Source organism: Ancylomarina subtilis (genome assembly GCF_004217115.1).
GTDB lineage: Bacteria > Bacteroidota > Bacteroidia > Bacteroidales > Marinifilaceae > Ancylomarina > Ancylomarina subtilis.
Genome location: NZ_SHKN01000001.1, coordinates 2,402,843 through 2,419,925, shown reverse-complemented (window position 1 = coordinate 2,419,925; position 17,083 = coordinate 2,402,843). Strand labels below are relative to the sequence as shown.

General features: G+C 35.7%; 15 protein-coding genes. 10 read left to right on the top strand and 5 right to left on the bottom strand.

Annotation, left to right across the window (positions count from 1 at the left end; translation table 11 throughout):
- The first annotated feature begins 269 nt into the window (after positions 1–269).
- The 3 genes from EV201_RS09910 to recO all read left to right on the top strand — a co-directional run bounded on the left by EV201_RS09910 (position 270) and on the right by recO (position 2,736).
- Positions 270–1,094 carry a universal stress protein gene (locus EV201_RS09910; protein ID WP_130307413.1) on the top strand — a complete coding sequence of 275 codons (825 nt, stop codon included), beginning with the start codon at positions 270–272 and terminating at the stop codon, positions 1,092–1,094.
- A gap of 177 nt (positions 1,095–1,271) precedes the next feature.
- Positions 1,272–1,850, top strand: a complete 579-nt coding sequence (locus EV201_RS09905) for a non-canonical purine NTP diphosphatase (RefSeq protein ID WP_130307412.1) — start codon at positions 1,272–1,274, stop codon at positions 1,848–1,850.
- A gap of 157 nt (positions 1,851–2,007) precedes the next feature.
- Positions 2,008–2,736 carry a DNA repair protein RecO gene (gene recO, locus EV201_RS09900; RefSeq protein ID WP_130307411.1) on the top strand — a complete coding sequence of 243 codons (729 nt, stop codon included), beginning with the start codon at positions 2,008–2,010 and terminating at the stop codon, positions 2,734–2,736.
- An 80-nt stretch (positions 2,737–2,816) separates the two neighbouring features.
- Here recO and EV201_RS09895 read toward each other — a convergent pair whose 3' ends face one another.
- The 4 genes from EV201_RS09895 to EV201_RS09880 form a co-directional block, all read right to left on the bottom strand.
- A complete protein-coding gene (locus tag EV201_RS09895; RefSeq protein WP_130307410.1) occupies positions 2,817–3,431 on the bottom strand; it encodes a deoxynucleoside kinase in 615 nt (204 codons plus the stop codon).
- Between the two features lie 73 nt (positions 3,432–3,504).
- Entirely contained in the window at positions 3,505–4,134 is a 630-nt protein-coding gene (locus EV201_RS09890) for a deoxynucleoside kinase (RefSeq protein WP_130307409.1), read from the bottom strand.
- A 101-nt stretch (positions 4,135–4,235) separates the two neighbouring features.
- Entirely contained in the window at positions 4,236–5,000 is a 765-nt protein-coding gene (locus EV201_RS09885; protein ID WP_130307408.1) for a hypothetical protein, read from the bottom strand.
- A 10-nt stretch (positions 5,001–5,010) separates the two neighbouring features.
- Positions 5,011–6,525 carry a GH3 auxin-responsive promoter family protein gene (locus EV201_RS09880; RefSeq protein ID WP_130307407.1) on the bottom strand — a complete coding sequence of 505 codons (1,515 nt, stop codon included), beginning with the start codon at positions 6,523–6,525 and terminating at the stop codon, positions 5,011–5,013.
- A gap of 242 nt (positions 6,526–6,767) precedes the next feature.
- Between EV201_RS09880 and rbfA the strand changes: the two genes are divergently transcribed.
- The 3 genes from rbfA to EV201_RS09865 all read left to right on the top strand — a co-directional run bounded on the left by rbfA (position 6,768) and on the right by EV201_RS09865 (position 9,135).
- On the top strand, positions 6,768–7,106 hold the full coding sequence (rbfA, locus tag EV201_RS09875) for a 30S ribosome-binding factor RbfA (protein WP_130307406.1): 339 nt from the start codon (positions 6,768–6,770) through the stop codon (positions 7,104–7,106).
- Between the two features lie 124 nt (positions 7,107–7,230).
- The gene (locus EV201_RS09870; RefSeq protein WP_130307405.1) at positions 7,231–8,376 is read left to right on the top strand and encodes an FtsX-like permease family protein; all 1,146 of its coding nucleotides are present in this window, start codon (positions 7,231–7,233) and stop codon (positions 8,374–8,376) included.
- A 99-nt stretch (positions 8,377–8,475) separates the two neighbouring features.
- Positions 8,476–9,135: a hypothetical protein gene (locus tag EV201_RS09865; RefSeq protein WP_130307404.1), complete on the top strand. Its 660-nt coding sequence runs from the start codon at positions 8,476–8,478 to the stop codon at positions 9,133–9,135.
- Between the two features lie 91 nt (positions 9,136–9,226).
- Here EV201_RS09865 and dusB read toward each other — a convergent pair whose 3' ends face one another.
- Positions 9,227–10,219, bottom strand: coding sequence for a tRNA dihydrouridine synthase DusB (gene dusB / locus EV201_RS09860; protein WP_130307403.1), 993 nt, complete (start codon positions 10,217–10,219; stop codon positions 9,227–9,229).
- A 286-nt stretch (positions 10,220–10,505) separates the two neighbouring features.
- On the opposite strand from dusB, the gene EV201_RS09855 reads away from it, so the two are divergent.
- The 4 genes from EV201_RS09855 to EV201_RS16505 all read left to right on the top strand — a co-directional run bounded on the left by EV201_RS09855 (position 10,506) and on the right by EV201_RS16505 (position 17,066).
- Positions 10,506–13,268 carry a DUF3352 domain-containing protein gene (locus EV201_RS09855; protein WP_130307402.1) on the top strand — a complete coding sequence of 921 codons (2,763 nt, stop codon included), beginning with the start codon at positions 10,506–10,508 and terminating at the stop codon, positions 13,266–13,268.
- Between the two features lie 139 nt (positions 13,269–13,407).
- Entirely contained in the window at positions 13,408–15,075 is a 1,668-nt protein-coding gene (locus EV201_RS09850) for a hypothetical protein (RefSeq protein ID WP_130307401.1), read from the top strand.
- A gap of 96 nt (positions 15,076–15,171) precedes the next feature.
- Positions 15,172–16,608, top strand: a complete 1,437-nt coding sequence (locus tag EV201_RS09845) for a DUF5723 family protein (protein WP_130307400.1) — start codon at positions 15,172–15,174, stop codon at positions 16,606–16,608.
- 317 nt (positions 16,609–16,925) lie between these two features.
- Positions 16,926–17,066 (top strand): DUF4834 family protein, encoded by a 141-nt coding sequence (locus EV201_RS16505; RefSeq protein WP_207224430.1) that lies wholly within the window; start codon positions 16,926–16,928, stop codon positions 17,064–17,066.
- Positions 17,067–17,083 lie beyond the last annotated feature (17 nt).

The window sequence follows — 17,083 nt, the reverse complement described above, 5'->3', positions numbered from 1 at the left end:
GATTATAGAATCATAATCCTTTTTCTTTTGCAATAAGGCTGTATGTTTTAATTATGAGAGTATTTGTGGCTGTTATTTAATGCATAAGATTAATTTTATCTTTTGAAATTCATTTTTGTTTTGTTAGATTTATGCTGGTCAACTTCTATGCATAAGTGTGGATTGTGTATAATTGTTTTGCCTAATAATAGGCAGTTTTAAGTCAATTTGTCATATGAACGTGTGTGTAGATTAGAGTTTCTTCAAGTTAAATTATCAAAACAAAAAAAATGATAGAAGACGGAAAAACAATATTCGTACCATGGGATTTTAAGGGAGTATCTGAGTATGCTTTGGATCATGCTTTGTTTTATTCGTCGCAAAGTAAGCTCGATATTTGTTTGATTTATGTTGTTAAAAAGAAATCTCTAGTTAAAGAGACTAAAAGTAAATTAGACGCTATTGCTGCCGATGTTTTGGAAAAAAAAGGGAAACAGGTTCGTACTATTGTTGAAGTCGGAAGTTTTCATTCAGGCTTAAAGAAAGCTGCTGATAAAAATCAAGCGGCAATGATTTTTGTTGGGATTGACGGGTTTAAAGGCATTAAGAAATATATTGGGACCAATATATTAAATGTTCTTTCCGGAGCGGTTATCCCATCTGTTGTGGTTCAAAAACCCAAGTATCCCAGAAGTACATTTTCTCTGGTTTGTCCTATAGATCAAAGAAAGGAAAGTAAACTTTTATTGAGGTGGATTTCATTCTTATCCAGATATATGCACCTTAAGGTTTATTTGGCATACCCCGAATTTGAGGAATCCGGACAGAATAAGAAGATATTTAGCAATGTTGCCTTTGCAAAGAATTTCTTAAATAATGAGAAAATTGATTTTGATACGGAATGTTTCAGTATCTATGATTTTAATAACTCAATTGTTAATTTTTCCCGAAAATTTGGCGTTGATTTGATTCTGAATTTAACAAAAAAAGAAGGGGATTACAGGAGTTTCTTTACAACTCCTAAAAGTCATTATTTGATTGCGAATAGCGAAAAAATACCTGTTATGTGCATAACACCGACACCGGGTTTGTGGAAGTATATGCCTTTTAAATAAACTTTTAATGTAAGTTGATTAAATCCCATTCTTTTGAGTTGGGATTTTTTTTGTTTAAAGCCAAACTGTTTTTATTTGAATTCAGATTTAAGACTTCGCTAAAAGACTTGATTTTTGAAGAATGCCATTATCTTTGAGGTAGATTAGAAACAGCACGAAAATTTAAAATAATTACAGATGAAGCTTGTATTTGCAACAAACAATCAACACAAACTTACTGAGATTCAAAATATGCTTGGAGATGAATTTCAAGTTTTAAGTTTATCGGACATCAATTGTCAGGATGAAATTCCTGAGGATCATGAAACGCTTGAAGAGAATGCCAGCCAGAAGGCTCATTACATTTATGAGAAATTTGGATTAAATTGTTTTGCAGATGATACAGGTTTGGAAGTTGGTGCGTTGAATAATGAACCAGGGGTTTATTCTGCACGTTATGCCGGCAGTTCACGCTCATCAAAAGATAATATGAGAAAGGTCTTGGATAAACTTGAAGGTATTGATGAACGAGCAGCTCGATTCAGAACGGTGATCTCTTTGATTATTGATGGAGAGGAAAAGCAATTTGAAGGTATTGTAAATGGTCAGATTTTATTTGAAGAAAAAGGGACAGATGGCTTTGGTTACGATCCAATATTTCAACCGAACTCATTTGATGTTTCTTTTGCCGAAATGTCTCTTTCTGATAAAAATAAGATAAGCCACAGAGGTAACGCAGTACGTAAATTAGTTGAATATTTGCTTAAGCAATATTAAAAAGGACCTACAGAAACCATTTGATATCGAGATGTTTTTGATTGGTTTTTAGATGTTGATTGAATATTGTTTACATGGTATTATTTAAAGTTTTAGTTTTAAATAAGAACTATGTGTTATTTATAGTTTTCGAAAATCCTGAATCTCTTTTTAAACAATGCTTCATAAAACTAGAGCCATTATATTAGCCTGTGTAAAATACGGTGATACGAGCCTTATTGTACATGCTTATACCGAAAAATTCGGGAGGCAAAGCTATATGATAAAGGGAGGCAGATCGAAGAAATCAAGAACGAAACTCAATCTCTTTCAACCTCTTTTTTTGTTGGATATGAATGTGTCTCACCGGGATGGGAAGAACTTGCAAATGATCAAGGAGGCACAGTTTTCTGAAACAACGCTTCACTTAAACTTTGATGCACACAAGAATCCTTTGGTATTATTCCTGGCAGAAGTTTTATCTAAAGTTCTCAAAGAAGAGGAGTGCGATACTCAGTTGTTTGATTTTTTAGCACATCACATTACTTATTTGCTTCAGGTTGATGAAATCCCCAGAGCTTATCATCTCAATTTTTTATTAAACCTGACCCGTTTTTTAGGTTTTTATCCACACGACAATTGGTCAGAACTGAACCCGTTTTTCGATTTGGATAATGCGGTGTTTGTTTCTCTTGAAAATAGGCATGCCCATTGTTTGGATCGGAATGTGAGCTATTCTTTTCACCAGCTTTTGCAAACGCAGCTTAGTTTGCTTGATCAGATTGATTTATCTTCAGAAGAACTGAAATTGTTGTTGAGGGGAATTTTAAATATTTATGCCTTGCATAGTCCTGGTTTTACCAAGTTAAAATCACTCTCCGTATTTGAAGATCTAAATGATTTATAGTTAGACCTGTAGCTAAAATATAAAAAGCTTCAAATCCCTGCTGTGCGGTTTTGAAGCTTTTGTGTTTTGTATAATTCTTTTTAAAATAGGCCGTGAATTTGAGCCTCAACCTGATCCATGATGGCGTTCAGATCGTTCGGATTTTTTAGAAAATCGATATTATCAGCATCAACAATGAGTAACTTCCCGCTGTTATATTCTTTAATCCAGTTCTCGTATCGGTTATTCAGGTTTTTAAGGTAATCCAGGCGAATAGTTTCTTCGTATTCCCGGCCTCTTTTTTGAATTTGATCAACAAGAGTTGGAACTGAAGAACGCAGGTAGATTAACAAGTCAGGAGCCTGAATCATTGAGCCCATTAGTTTGAAAAGCTTAGCGTAGTTTTCAAAATCGCGTTCGCTCATTAAGCCCATATCAAATAAGTTGGGTGCAAAAATCTGAGCATCTTCATAAATGGTTCTATCCTGAATGATATTGCGCCCTGATTTTCGAATATCCATGATTTGTGTAAAACGACTCTTCAGGAAATAGATTTGAAGATTGAACGACCAACGTTGCATGTCGTCGTAAAAATCGTTCAAATATGGATTTTCGTCAACATCTTCGAAGTGGGCTTCCCAACCGTATTGTTTGGCAAGAAGTTCTGTAAGTGTGGTTTTTCCTGAGCCTATATTTCCAGCAATTGCGATATGCATAGCGATATTTTTTTCTGAGTGTGATTCCGATAAGTATCGGATAAAATTTGCAGTTTGAGATGCAAAAGAATGTTTAAACTAAATTATCGGCGAAAAGCCCGTGAAGATTGGCATCAATCTTAGTGATAACTTCATTTAAATCTTTCGGATTTCCAAGAAAATCAATATTATCAACATCGATAATTAACAATTTGCCTTTGTCATAGCTCGAAATCCAAGCCTCATAGCGTTCGTTAAGACGTTTTAGATAATCTAACCGAATGGTTTCTTCATAATCCCTTCCTCTGTCTTGAATATGCTCAACCAAGGTCGGAATTGAAGCTCGAAGATAGATGAGCAAATCCGGCGCCTGAATCAAACCACTCATCACCTCAAAAAGTGCTTTGTAGTTGTGAAAGTCTCTTTCAGGCATCAAGTTCATCGCATGTAGGTTTGGCGCAAAAATATGAGCATCTTCGTAGATGGTTCTATCTTGAATAATTTTTTTCCCCGATTGGCGTAGGGCTAAAACCTGATTGAAACGTGAGTTTAAAAAATGAATTTGCAGTGCAAAGGACCAACGCTGCATATCCTCGTAAAAATCATTTAAATATGGGTTTTCATCAACATCCTCAAAGTGAGCTTCCCATCCATAGTGTTTCGAAAGCAAACCGGCTAAAGTCGTTTTGCCAGCCCCAATATTTCCTGCAACAGCAATATGCATTGTTATGTTTAGTTTTATTTTTGAAAAAATCAACTAAAATTAAGAATAATTTTCAGGAATACAACTTCTCGTATGGGGATTAAAATCAGAGCGGTTTTGTATCAGGGTGTTAGCTTTTTTATTGAGATTTGATCTCCGGAAAGAATGTAGATTTTATTGTCATGAATTTGGCTTTGACTGTGTTTTGTATCCTTCAATTCAAAAAGATTTGAATCGGATGTTGCCAATGGATTGTATAAAAACCAAACGCCATTTTTTAAATAAACGAGTTTTTGCTCGTTGAAGCAAAACGTTTCGATTTCGGGTAGTGGAATTTGTTGAATGAACTGGCCAAATTTATTTAAGACCAGAATTCCTTCTGAAGGGATAAGAAAATACAGCTGCTCATTATATTCAAGCATTTTTGAAGGGGTACGCATTTTAAAATAAGAGGATAACAGGCTGCTTTTGTTTAGAATTTCGGCTTGGTTTGAGATTTTAAATGCTTGACCATCCTCATTGTTATAAATCCAAAACCCATTGGATGAGGCATTGCAGCAAAGCTGACTCTCATTGTCAAAATAGTTGTATAAATCGATAGGATCTCCAATAGGAGTCAAAGTCTGATCGAGATATAAAATTTGATTGAACTCTTTGTAAAATACGAGTAATCGAAGTGGGTTTGATACATCAACGGATGTAATTTCCCCTTGTAAGGCATCAGAGTAATTGCCTAAAAGTTCCTTTTCAGGGGAATATTTTCTGAGTTCATTACCATCAATTGTATAAATGTTGCCTAGATGATCGATTTCAAGAGCCTGATGATTTTTCTGGGCACTAATTTCGAATGAACTTATAAGGCAGAGAATGGTAATTAGCAACTTCATATTTTTTGATTTAGATCTGATTCATGCGTAAAATTTCATCAATCAAATCTCTATTATTAGCCAAACGAGGCACTTTGTTTTGTCCGCCTAATTTACCTTTATTCTTTAACCAATCATAAAATAAACCATGACGAGCAATTGTGATAACAGGTTTGTCGAGAGTGATATTCTTATATCGCTTTGCTTCATAGTCCGAGTTTTGAGTCATTAGGGCATTGTCAAACAGGTAATTAAACTCGTCAATACTTTTAGGAGCTTTTTCGAATTCTATCAACCATTGATGTGCTCCTTTTCTGTTGTCAGCCATGAAAATTGGAGCCCCGGTATAATCTTTCAGAATGGCATTGGTTTTTTGACAAGCTATTTGCATGGCCTTTTCGGCATTATCGATGATGATTTCTTCACCAAAAGCATTTATAAAAAGCTTAGTTCGGCCTGATATCTTGAACTTATATGGACTAAGTGAGGTGAATTGAACTGTATCACCTATTTGATATCGCCATAAACCTCCATTGGTTGAAATGATAATGGCATAATTGGTATTCAATTCAACATCTTCAAGGCTTAAAACTTTCGGGTTTTCATCATTGACATTCTCAAGAGGAATAAATTCGTAATAGATCCCATAATCCAACATGAGTAACATGGATTCGTCATTCAAATCGTCCTGAATACCAAAAAAGCCTTCGGATGCATTATAGGTTTCCATATAATTCATCTTCTCAGGAGCAAGAAGTGAATTAAATTGATCGCGATATGGATCGAAACAAACACCGCCATGCACGAATAATTCCAGATTTGGCCATATATCGTGTATACTTTGTTTGCCGCTAGCCTTTAAAATGTGTTTAAGTAAAACCAAATACCAGGAGGGAACACCTGAAAGGCTGGTGACATTTTCGTTGAGAGTTGCCTCAGTCATTTTATGAAGCTTTTCTTCCCATTCTTCCAAAAGAACGATAGAGGTATCCGGTGTGCGGATAAAATGAGCCCAGAAAGGTAAATTTTGAATTAAGATTGCAGATAAATCACCAAAATACGATTCATTACTGAGGTTGTTTATTTGATGCGATCCTCCCAATGTGAGGCCTTTCCCTTTAAGTATACCCGTTTCAGGGAAAAGGGATGTGTAAAGCGCCAATATATCTTTTCCCCCTCTAAAGTGGCAGTCTTCCAAGGCTTCTTTGCTGACCGGAATAAATTTACTTTTAGAATTTGTTGTCCCCGATGATTTGGCAAACCATTTTATTTCGCTGGGCCACAAAATATTCTGCTCTCCCTGACGCAATCTGTCCACATAAGGTTCAATGTCTTCGTAAGTTTGAATGGGTAAACGCTGCTTAAACTGATTAAGAGCATTAATCGATTGGAAGTCGTATTTTTTTCCCCATTCAGTATTTTTGGCCGTATCCAGAAGTTTGGTCAGAACTTCGTGTTGGGTTTCAATAGGGTATTTTTTCGCAAAATCAATTTCCGAAAGACGTTTGGTATTAAACCAGGAAACAATGGAATTAATTAGAGGCATATATAAACTTATCGTTAGCGAATAACTGGTAAATTATAAGTTTAAATATAGGGAATTTATTTTGTTAAAAGTTTGATTTATCATATCAAAATAGGTGATATATTTGTTCAATACGTTTTGTTTTTTATTTCATTACAGATTTTTTCTGAAATAAAAATCTTGAATACTAAAGCCATACTATCTATTGTAGATTAATCCTTATCTTTGCCAAGATAAATTAGAAACAAAGAAAATTATATATAATGGAATCAACTAGACAAAGTAAGATATCAAGATTGTTACAAAAAGATTTAAGCGAAATTTTCCAGATGGAATCTCGTAATCTTTTTCAGGGGAAGATGATTTCTGTTACACGTGTAAGAATCAGTCCTGATTTGGGATTGGCAAAGGTTTATTTGAGTATTTTCCCTTCAGATCAGGCCGAGTCTGTTTTGAAAGAAGTGAAGATACAAACGAAAAATTTGCGCCGTTTGTTGGGGAATCGTGTGGGGAAACAATTAAGAGTTGTTCCGGCATTAAGTTTTTATGTTGACGATTCATTGGATTATATCGCAAATATTGATTCTCTTTTAGAGAACTAATCAGTTATTCCGACTAAATTATTAGACGATTCTATTTTAAGTCAAGTATTTGAATTTACCTTTCTACATAGCCAAACGTTATCTTGTTTCAAAAAAGAAGCAGAATGTGATCAATATCATCTCTATGATATCGGTTATTGGTGTGAGTTTGGGTACAATGGCTTTGATAATTGTCCTCTCAGCGTTTAATGGGCTGAATGTTTTAGTTAGTGATCTTTTTGGAAGTTTCGATCCCGATCTTAAAATTTTACCTGCAACAGGCAAAACATTTATTCCTGATTCCTCTAAGTTTTCTCAAATCAAAGAAATGGACAAGGTTCTGTTTTATGCAGAAGCTCTGGAAGATAATGCTCTTTTGAAATATGCTAATCGCCAGCGTCCTGCTATTGTGAAGGGGGTGAGTGAGGACTTTGCTCTGATGACAGGAATTGATACCATGCTGATTGATGGTGAGTTTATTTTGGAGCAGAGCAATCGTCAATACGCCGTGTTGGGATATGGTGTGGCTGCGAACTTGGGTGTCGGATTGAACTTTATCGATCCCATCAAATTTTATGTCCCACGCCGGGATGCAAAGATTGCCCATAATCCGATGGATGCTTTCACTGTTGATTTTTTGTTTCCTAAAGGTGTTTTTACCATTCAGGAAGAATTCGATTCTCAGTATGTACTGGTTCCTATGTCTTTTGCACGCCGATTGTTTGGTAGGAAAAAAGAGGTATCTGCCATTGAAATAAAGCTTAAGTATATTGATCAGTCTGATGAGGTTCAGGCATCAATTCAAAATCTTTTGGGAGAGAATTTTGTGGTGAAAAATCGCTTTCAACAGCATGATGTCCTCTTTAAAATGATGCAATCGGAGAAGACAGCTATCTTTTTTATACTGGCGTTTATTTTGGTAATTGCTTCATTCAATATAATTGGTTCGCTTAGTATGCTGATTATCGACAAACAAAACGATATAGAAACTCTGAGAAGTATAGGCGCGAATAAAACACTGATTCAAAGAATATTTTTAATAGAAGGTTGGCTTATTTCCCTCTTGGGAGCGGTGATAGGTACAGCGCTTGGAATTTTAGTTTGCATTCTGCAGATTAAGTTTGGTTTGGTTAAAATTACAGGTCCTGATAGTTTTATCTTTTCAAAATATCCGGTTAAAATGGAGTTTTTCGATATCTCGATTGTGTTTGTAACAGTTGTGATTATAGGGTATCTGGCTTCTCGTTTGCCAGTACGTTATTTAACTCGCAAGTTTTTAAACGTGAGATAAGATACTATATGAGATTTTAATTATCGTCAACCAATACTTTAGAATCGGACATTGGGATTGACTAAAATGATTATACTTTAAGACTAAAAATTAAACGATATGACTCGAATTTTTCTTTTTATTTTATTTCTTGCTGGCTTATGTATGACTGCGCAAGCTCAACAAATAGCTAAAACAAACTCTGGTCGGGTTGTTGTTTTATTCGATAATGGCACTTGGAAATATGTGGATGAAACCCCCAATGTAAAAGCAAACTCGGAAGTGAAAGATATAGCTCCGCAGCCAACTGTAATCGATTCAAAAATTGAACTTAAGGATGCAGAAACAGAGAAGCTTAATTTTATAAATGGACCAAGTCCTAAGCTTAAAAAATATTTCAAACATAAGAACATCGTTAATGCTGATATGGCTCTTATATCTAGGGATGGAAAGGTTAAGTTATTAATCGACTGGAAAGTAATGACTGGAGAAGGGTTTTCATACTTTGGTTATATTAAAGAAGGATGCAAAATTAGTCTTGAGTTGATGGGTGAGAAGAGTGTTGATCTGGTTTATACCGAAGAATTCGAGCCAAAAGAGTACGAAAAATATGGTTTTTCAACCTATAAATCTCAATTGAATTTGAGTCTGGAACAAATTGCCTTATTGCAATCGAGTATTGTTACCAAGGCAACAATGACTTGGAGCAAACGTAGCGAAGAGTATAAAATTACCAATCCGTCATATTTCGTAATTGAGTTACCAAAATTGATGAAGTAGAGTTTGTAGGATTGATGATATAAAAAAAGCTGGTTAGTCTTTCGACTTGACCAGCTTTTTTATGCTATTTGAGTAATCTTTTAATTTGAAATTAGTCCTCTGAAATGTCTTCTCCCCACTGTTCAGAAATGCGATCGAGTATCAGCATGAGATCATCGTAATTTCCTGAGCGAAGCATTTCGATGCGAGTTTGTTTAAAATTGCAAAGTCCTTTAAACATACCAGCCATATGACGACGCATATGTAGAATTCCTCGTTTTTCGTCTATCCAATCAATGGCTGCATCAATCTGTTGTTTTAACATCTCAACTTGTTGCGATACGGTTGCTGGAGGTAAAATTTCTCCTGTTTGTAAATAGTGTTTTACATCACGGAAAATCCAGGGTTTACCAACGGCTGCTCGTCCAATCATAATGGCATCTACGCCATATTTATCGAATGCTTCTTTGGCTTTAATCGGATTGGTAATATCACCATTCCCAATAATAGGAATGTGCATACGAGGGTTGTTTTTTACCTGCCCAATTAAATCCCAATCGGCTTCACCTGTATACATTTGGCAGCGGGTACGACCATGAACGGTTAAAGCTTGTATGCCTGTGTCCTGAAGTTTTTCCGCAAGGTCAACAATGATTTTTGAATCTTCGTCCCAGCCCAAACGGGTTTTTACCGTAACAGGGATATTTACCGCTTTCACAACCTCTTCGGTTATTTTCAGCATCAAAGGAATATTCTGAAGCATTCCTGCACCTGCACCTTTGGTAGCTACTTTTCTCACGGGGCAACCAAAGTTGATATCGATAAATTCTGGATTGGCTTGTTCTACAATTTTAGCAGCACCCACCATAGCATCCACATCTTTCCCATAAATCTGAATCGCCACCGGACGTTCTTCATCCAAAATGGTTAATTTTTTCATGGTGCGATTGACTGAACGAATCAATGCATCAGATGACACAAATTCGGTATACATCAAATCGGCGCCATATTGTTTGCACAACAAACGAAAGGGTGGGTTGGTCACATCTTCCATGGGTGCCAGCAAAACGGGTTGATCCCCTAAATCTAAATTTCCTATCTTCACTTTATAACCTATTTAAGAACAAGCACTTTTGATTGAAACTCCAATATTCTGTTGGACTAAATTGAGTAACGGATCAGATGAAAATCTGTGAAACGGGATAGTCTAAAAATCAATATTGATGTTTTTTATTTGACTGCAAAGATATAACAGATCCTTTAATTAAAAACAAGATCCATAAAGCATCTGGTTTTTAACTAAAAGCTAGCTAAAATGTATCATGTTGTTTTAGTATAAATTGTTAATTTTGTTTTTGATGTTTAAAATCTGCTAGAGAAAAACTGTTTGTATGTTAAAAAAAAGTTTGATTCCCTTATTGGTCATATTCTTTGTTGGACTTCTCGCCATGGCCTATATCTATATGCAAAAACAGAAAGAATATAAGACTAGCAATCACTTTCTGGCTATTCCTCCTTCTTCTGAAATTATGATTCATTTTGATGATGTTGAGGACTTGATTTCAAAACTTGAAAAAAACCAAGGCGTCTGGAAAGAACTTTGTCAGTTTGATACATTTGACAAAATAGATAAAAATCTGAAGCATCTTTCTGCTTTGATTAATGATTCGTCCTCGGATTCAGAAATTGATTTAAACAGATCACTGACGATTGCGAGTCAGATTATGGGAAAGAATCAGATTGAATACCTTTATGTGATTCCTGTTCGAAGCTATCTTGAGGAAAAGAGGATTCAGACCTTCATGTTAGATAATTTCAGCTCGCAGAAAGAGCCGATAAGCAGAGAATATAATGGTGTGAATTTGTATACAGTTAAGACTAATACGGACAAAAACTTCTTGCATTTTTGTTTTTCAAAAGGGCTGATGTTGTTGAGTTCATCAATGATTTATCTTGAGAATTCAGTCCGACAGCTTGGAGAGCCCGGATCGATAAGTGAAAGCAAAGGATTTAATCAGGTTTTTAAAACAAAGGGAGAAAATGTAGATGCCAATGTTTATTTCAATCTTAAAAAGTGTCAAAAGCAGGTTGCAGCTCTTTTTGAGAAAGAGATAAAATCGCACATGACGAATTATTCTCATTTGGGGAATTGGGCTGAGTTGGATTTAAGTTTTCGCGACCATTTGGTCTTACTGAATGGTTTTTCATATTCAGATAAGGCGGAAAATAATTACCTGAACATTTTTATGAAGCAGGATGCTGTGAAAATGGAATTGGAATCCGTTTTGCCAGGCAACTCAGGTTTAGTCGCTATTTTAGGATTAAATGATCCTCAGCAACACAAAGAGGACTATCGGAAGTTTCTTGAGGGAAGCGATGGTCTGAAAACATATTTGGAGGGGTTGAAAGATTTAAAGGATAAAACAGGAACCGATTTTGAAGAGTTGATTTACTCGCTAATACATAAGGAAATTGCTTTGGTATATTTAGATAATCAGAGCGATCAGCAATTTTCAGTTATCCGAACAAAATCGGCTAGTGCTGCCAAGGAAAAAATAGTGAAGATGTTAAATTTTTATGCCCAGAAGAATAAACGCAGTTTATCTTACTACTCAACAAGTTTCAGACTTGATGGCGCGACAGAATTTGATGTGTTCAGAATGCCGGACGATCTGATTCTTGAAAAAATATTTGGTCGTTTCTTCAAAGGAGCACCAATGACCTATGTCACAATTTTCGATAATTATTTGATTTTTGGCAAGAGTAAAGCTCAATTATCAGAATTCGTTCATGCTTCATTTCTGCGAAAAACTCTGGACAAAAATCCCGTTTTTGATGAAAGTAAGGAGTATTTATCCAATAAGGCGAATTTCTTTTTCTATACGAATATGCCGCGTTCCAATAAGGTTATCTTAGGTTTTCTGAATGATGATCTCACAGAAAGCTTACAGAAAAATAGCGAAGAACTCAATAAATTTCAAGCCATTGGTGTGCAAATGAGTGCCAATGAAGATTTGATCTACAATAATATTTTTGTGAAGCACAATCCGGTTTTGGAGCTGGCACCCCAGACTGTTTGGGAATCTCGTCTTGATACAGCTTTTGTGCACAAGCCATTTTTGGTGACGAATCATTACACACAAGAGAAAGAAATTCTGGTTCAAGACTTAAAAAATCAACTTTATTTGATTAATCCGGCTTCGGGTAGAATTCTATGGAAAAGACCCTTGTCTTCGCCAATTGTTGGTGAAGTTAGTCAGATTGATGTGTATCGAAATAATAAGTTGCAGTATCTGTTTGTCACTGAGGATAAGTTGCATTTGATCGACCGTAATGGGGACAATGTTGCCAATTATCCTGTTTTATTAAGGTCTAAGGCAGTTCGAGGCGCTTCGGTTTTTGATTACAGCAATAACAGGAACTATCGCATTTTTATTCCGTGTGAGGATCGAAAAGTTTACGCCTATTCTAAGGATGGGAAATTGATTGATGGGTGGAAGTTTAAGAAAGCAGAAAATCCAATCATAAGTGAAATCCAGCATTTTCGAATTAAAAGTAAAGACTATATTGTTTTTGCTGATGCGTACCGGGTTTACTTTCTAAATAGGAGAGGTCAGGTTCGGTTAAGACCTCAGAAACAAATTTCAAAATCAAGACATAATGCTTTTTATCTTGAGCCAGCTAGTTCAAGACATCCTGACAGAATTGTAACTTCTGATCGCGAAGGCAATATTCAATATTTTTATATGGATGGTAAGGTTGAAACTAAAAAGTTCACAGACTTAGGTAAAGATCATTATTTTATTGCCAAGGATATCAATGCCGATGGTGAGTCGGAATACATTGTGAGTCATGATCAGACGTTAAATGTGTTTGATACCAAGGGCTCTACATTACTGGATTTGGAATTTAATTCATCGATTTCGGATTCTCCGGCTGTTTATCAGTTTTCGCCACGCGATTTCGAAATAGGAATTTGTCTTAAAGGGGATAATGAAATTCATCTGATAAAGATGAATGGTCAGAATCATAAAGGATTTCCACTGAAGGGGAATACCGCTTTTTCAATCACTTTTTCAAATGGTTTACAAAAAGGTTTCCACTTGTTTGCTTGTGATAACCGGAATTTCTTGTTAAATTATTCCGTGAAATAATGTTTTTTTATGACAAAAAGCTTGTTTTCGGATGTGAGTTAATTGGCTGGGATGTTGTTTTTTTAGAAAAAGGATGAGTAGATTTGCTGATTCTTAGATTGTATTAAAACATGTAATCACCACATAAAACCATTGTATAATGAAAAGAGAAATTAGAATCCCCATTTTGCTGGTCTTGTTTTGTTTCTTGACTATGCCTTTTAAATCATGCGTCGATTCTGATGATTATGATTTCGATAGATTATCTGATAAAGTAGATTGGCAACCTAATTTTGTTGCCCCGATTGGATATGGCGAGTATAGTCTTTGGTATCTTCTGAATCAGCATGAGGAACTCGAAGCAGATCAAACCATTGTTCTTGGTGATGATGGTTTAATTCATATTAAGTATACTGAGAAAGATATCTTTAGTTATGGTACGGATGAGGTTTTAACCTTTCCAGATCAGGATCCTTACTCCACGACATTCGATATGTCTAGCTATCCAACTGTCGCTGTTCCTTTTACTTCTGATGCGACTCTCGCGTCTTCAACAAAAGGGTTTAATATTAAAGCTGATGAGACAGATATTATTCTGACTAAATTAAAGCTGGATACTAAGGTGAGTTTCACGGTATCAAATCCTGTTGATAAAGCTATTAAGCTTAATGTAACTTTGGAAGAAGGCAGTGTTGCTGGGGCAAGTCCTCTTAGTAAGGATTTTGATATTTCACCTAATGCGAATGCTCAGGTTATAGATTGGGACTTGACCGATTTAGAATTTACTTTTCCAAGCCCTTCAGTTAATAATACCTTACATATTAGTTTTGGAGTAACGATTCTTGCAGATGGCTCTGGTACAATTAGGAGTAATGGAAACGATCTTGAGATTGGTTACCAGTTTGGTGGATTAGTATTCAAATTGGCTAAAGGTGACTTTGGCGATCAGACCATTGATGTTGGATCTGGCGATATCGATATGGGCGTTGACTTTTGGGATGATATTGACGGAAATTTCACTTTTGCAGATCCTCGGATTAGTCTTAAATTCAATAATACAGTTGGGGTTCCATTTTTAGTTTCGGCTAATATGACAGGCTCAAACTCTGATGGAGCTACTTTAAGCCTTGATCCTGAGGATCAATTGCCAGCTTATCCTACAAATGAAGCTGAGGTTTTAGCAGGGATCGAGGCATCAATCATGTACGATAAGGATAATTCTCAGATTGTTCCTTTTATGGCATTGCCACCATCTGGAAACATTACTTATTCAGGTTCGGTTCGGATTAATCGAAATTTAGATGGGACGAGATATAATCCTCTAGCAGCCGGGAATAATATCAACATCATTTCAGGAACTTCATCTATTTCTGCAGACTTGGAAATGGATATTCCAATGGATTTTAAAGCAGATAATTTAAGTATTTCCGATACCATTGACGAAGTTGATATTAGTGATGCTGAAAAAATTGTAAAAGCGGCCTTGATTATCACATCGGAAAATGGCTTGCCTTTAGATGTGAAGATTGAGAATATATTTTTAACGGATGCCAGCTACACAGTACTTTCTACAATCTCTAATGAAAGTATTATAAATGCTGCTGGTGTAACAGCTACCGGTGAAGTTGATCCTTCTACAGTAAAAGAAGTTGTGAATACAATTGAATTAACCGAAGATCAAATAAAGAGTTTGAACGATACTGAGAATATTATTATCAAGGCAGCTGTGAGTACCTACGATGAAGGAAAACAGTCCGTTAAACTTAAAGGATCGGATAAATTGAAGTTTTCGATTTCGGTAAATGCACAAGTCGATCTATCTAAATAACCCATAGCTTTTATACAGATGTACAAAACAAGATTAAAATATAGCCTGTTGTTATTTGTCGGATTATTCATGAGCAACTTGCTTTCAGCGCAAAAAATGAATAATACGCTGTATCTGATGCAGAATGTACCGCAAAGCAATCAGTTGAATCCGGCTATCCAACCCGAATGTAAGGTTTTTCTAGGTTTCCCGGGGATGAGTTCAATTTATTTGAACTACGCTAATAATGGTTTCACTTATAATGATATCATTAAGGATGGAACCGGTTTACAGAAAGATTCTTTGGTAGTTGATATCAATAGTTTTCATGATGCACTGCAGTCAACCAATACCATTACCAATCAGTTCGACTATACTTTCTTTTCATTGGGAATACGTGCTAAGAAAATGTTCTTCACTCTTGATATGAGTTCAAAAGTGGATACCCGATTGGGTTTTGATAAAGGTTTGGTCTCATTTCTTAAAAATGGGAATGCAAATTACATGGGGCGTACTGCCGACTTAGGCGCTTTAGGTTTAGAAGGAACGGCTTATCATGAAGTGGCTTTAGGAGTTTCAAAGCAAGTAACAGAGAAATTGACTGTGGGTGTAAAAGCCAAAATGCTTTTTGGTGTGGCCAATATGCATATGGATGAATCAGACCTATCGGTGTACACATCTGAATCTGGGGATTTGGTTCGTTTGCATTCCAAGCAGTTGATGAAAGTGTCTATGCCTTTAGATATTACAGAAAAAACAGATCCTGATGGCACAAATTATATTGATGATATTGATGTTTTGGATGATGATTTGGATGGCACCTTCTTTTCAGGAACAAACAATAAGGGCTTTGCTTTCGATTTAGGAGCAACTTATCAGTTCGATGAAAAAACAACTTTTTATGCCAGTATTTTGGATATTGGTGGTATTAAGTGGAACGATACTTACGAATTGTATCAGGATGCGAGTTTTGATTGGCAAGGTGGCGATTGGTCGCAATCAGGAAATTCAAAAGATCCCAACTACCGAGAGATTGGAGACGTGATGGAGGATTTGACCGATTCTATTGCTGATGCATTCCGATTTAGAGACAATGCAGGCTCTTATTCAAAGGCTTTGCCAACCAAGGTATATTTGGGCGGAAGTTATAAACTTAACGAACGCATGAATGTGGGTGCTGTGAGTCGTACCGAAATTTATAATGGGAAACTTCGTCCATCTTTGACATTATCGGCGAATACAAGAGTGATTCGTAACTTCTCTGCATCAGTTAGCTATTCTATGGTAAATAACTCATACAATAATGTTGGTGCTGGTATTGCAGCAAAATTAGGCCCTTTTCAGATTTATGCTGTAAGTGACAATTTACTTGCGATGAATCCTAATACGGCTCAAACGGCTAATTTTAGATTCGGGATGAATTTGATGTTTGGGTGTAGAAAAAAGTCTCAAAAGAAAGATGTTTGTAAGATTCAGGAAGATTTGATTTATGAGCATATGCAAAAGCTCAATGAGAAAAAGGCTAAAGAGAAAAAGAAAGAATTAGAAGAGTAATTTTGACTCTAATATTCTAATAAAGAGCTTGTCCTTTGCGACAGGCTCTTTTTATTTGCAGAAATCCTTATCTTTGCATCTGATCAAAAAAATTGGTGTACAAGTTAAAAGGATATTGGGCAGATCGAAAAACCGCTTGACGGTTGTTTTTTATTATCTGTTTTTATCTGAGTGGATCAGAGATTCGAATTATAAATTACAAGTAAATTCATATGGCACTATTAAGATTCATATTAGTTATAGGAGTTATATATTACCTTTTTAAATTTTTGTTTAAAGCTTTCTTCCCTGTTATTGTGAAGAAAACTTTTGATAAGATGCAGAATAATCAACAACAGCAACAGTATCAACAAAAACCTGAAGGTGAAGTAACTGTTGAAAAAAATACGACACATAAAGAAAAGCACGATACAAAGAATGTAGGCGACTATGTCGATTTTGAGGAAATAGACGACTAATTTATTTTTAGACAGAA

What these genes read in the sequence shown, in the direction of transcription:
- EV201_RS09910 (WP_130307413.1), top strand. Translation starts at nt 270, where the DNA reads ATGATAGAAGACGGAAAAACAATATTCGTACCATGGGATTTTAAGGGA.
- EV201_RS09905 (WP_130307412.1), top strand. Translation starts at nt 1,272, where the DNA reads ATGAAGCTTGTATTTGCAACAAACAATCAACACAAACTTACTGAGATT.
- recO (WP_130307411.1), top strand. Translation starts at nt 2,008, where the DNA reads ATGCTTCATAAAACTAGAGCCATTATATTAGCCTGTGTAAAATACGGT.
- EV201_RS09895 (WP_130307410.1), bottom strand. Translation starts at nt 3,431, where the DNA reads ATGCATATCGCAATTGCTGGAAATATAGGCTCAGGAAAAACCACACTT.
- EV201_RS09890 (WP_130307409.1), bottom strand. Translation starts at nt 4,134, where the DNA reads ATGCATATTGCTGTTGCAGGAAATATTGGGGCTGGCAAAACGACTTTA.
- EV201_RS09885 (WP_130307408.1), bottom strand. Translation starts at nt 5,000, where the DNA reads ATGAAGTTGCTAATTACCATTCTCTGCCTTATAAGTTCATTCGAAATT.
- EV201_RS09880 (WP_130307407.1), bottom strand. Translation starts at nt 6,525, where the DNA reads ATGCCTCTAATTAATTCCATTGTTTCCTGGTTTAATACCAAACGTCTT.
- rbfA (WP_130307406.1), top strand. Translation starts at nt 6,768, where the DNA reads ATGGAATCAACTAGACAAAGTAAGATATCAAGATTGTTACAAAAAGAT.
- EV201_RS09870 (WP_130307405.1), top strand. Translation starts at nt 7,231, where the DNA reads ATGATATCGGTTATTGGTGTGAGTTTGGGTACAATGGCTTTGATAATT.
- EV201_RS09865 (WP_130307404.1), top strand. Translation starts at nt 8,476, where the DNA reads ATGACTCGAATTTTTCTTTTTATTTTATTTCTTGCTGGCTTATGTATG.
- EV201_RS09855 (WP_130307402.1), top strand. Translation starts at nt 10,506, where the DNA reads ATGTTAAAAAAAAGTTTGATTCCCTTATTGGTCATATTCTTTGTTGGA.
- EV201_RS09850 (WP_130307401.1), top strand. Translation starts at nt 13,408, where the DNA reads ATGAAAAGAGAAATTAGAATCCCCATTTTGCTGGTCTTGTTTTGTTTC.
- EV201_RS09845 (WP_130307400.1), top strand. Translation starts at nt 15,172, where the DNA reads ATGAATAATACGCTGTATCTGATGCAGAATGTACCGCAAAGCAATCAG.
- EV201_RS16505 (WP_207224430.1), top strand. Translation starts at nt 16,926, where the DNA reads ATGCAGAATAATCAACAACAGCAACAGTATCAACAAAAACCTGAAGGT.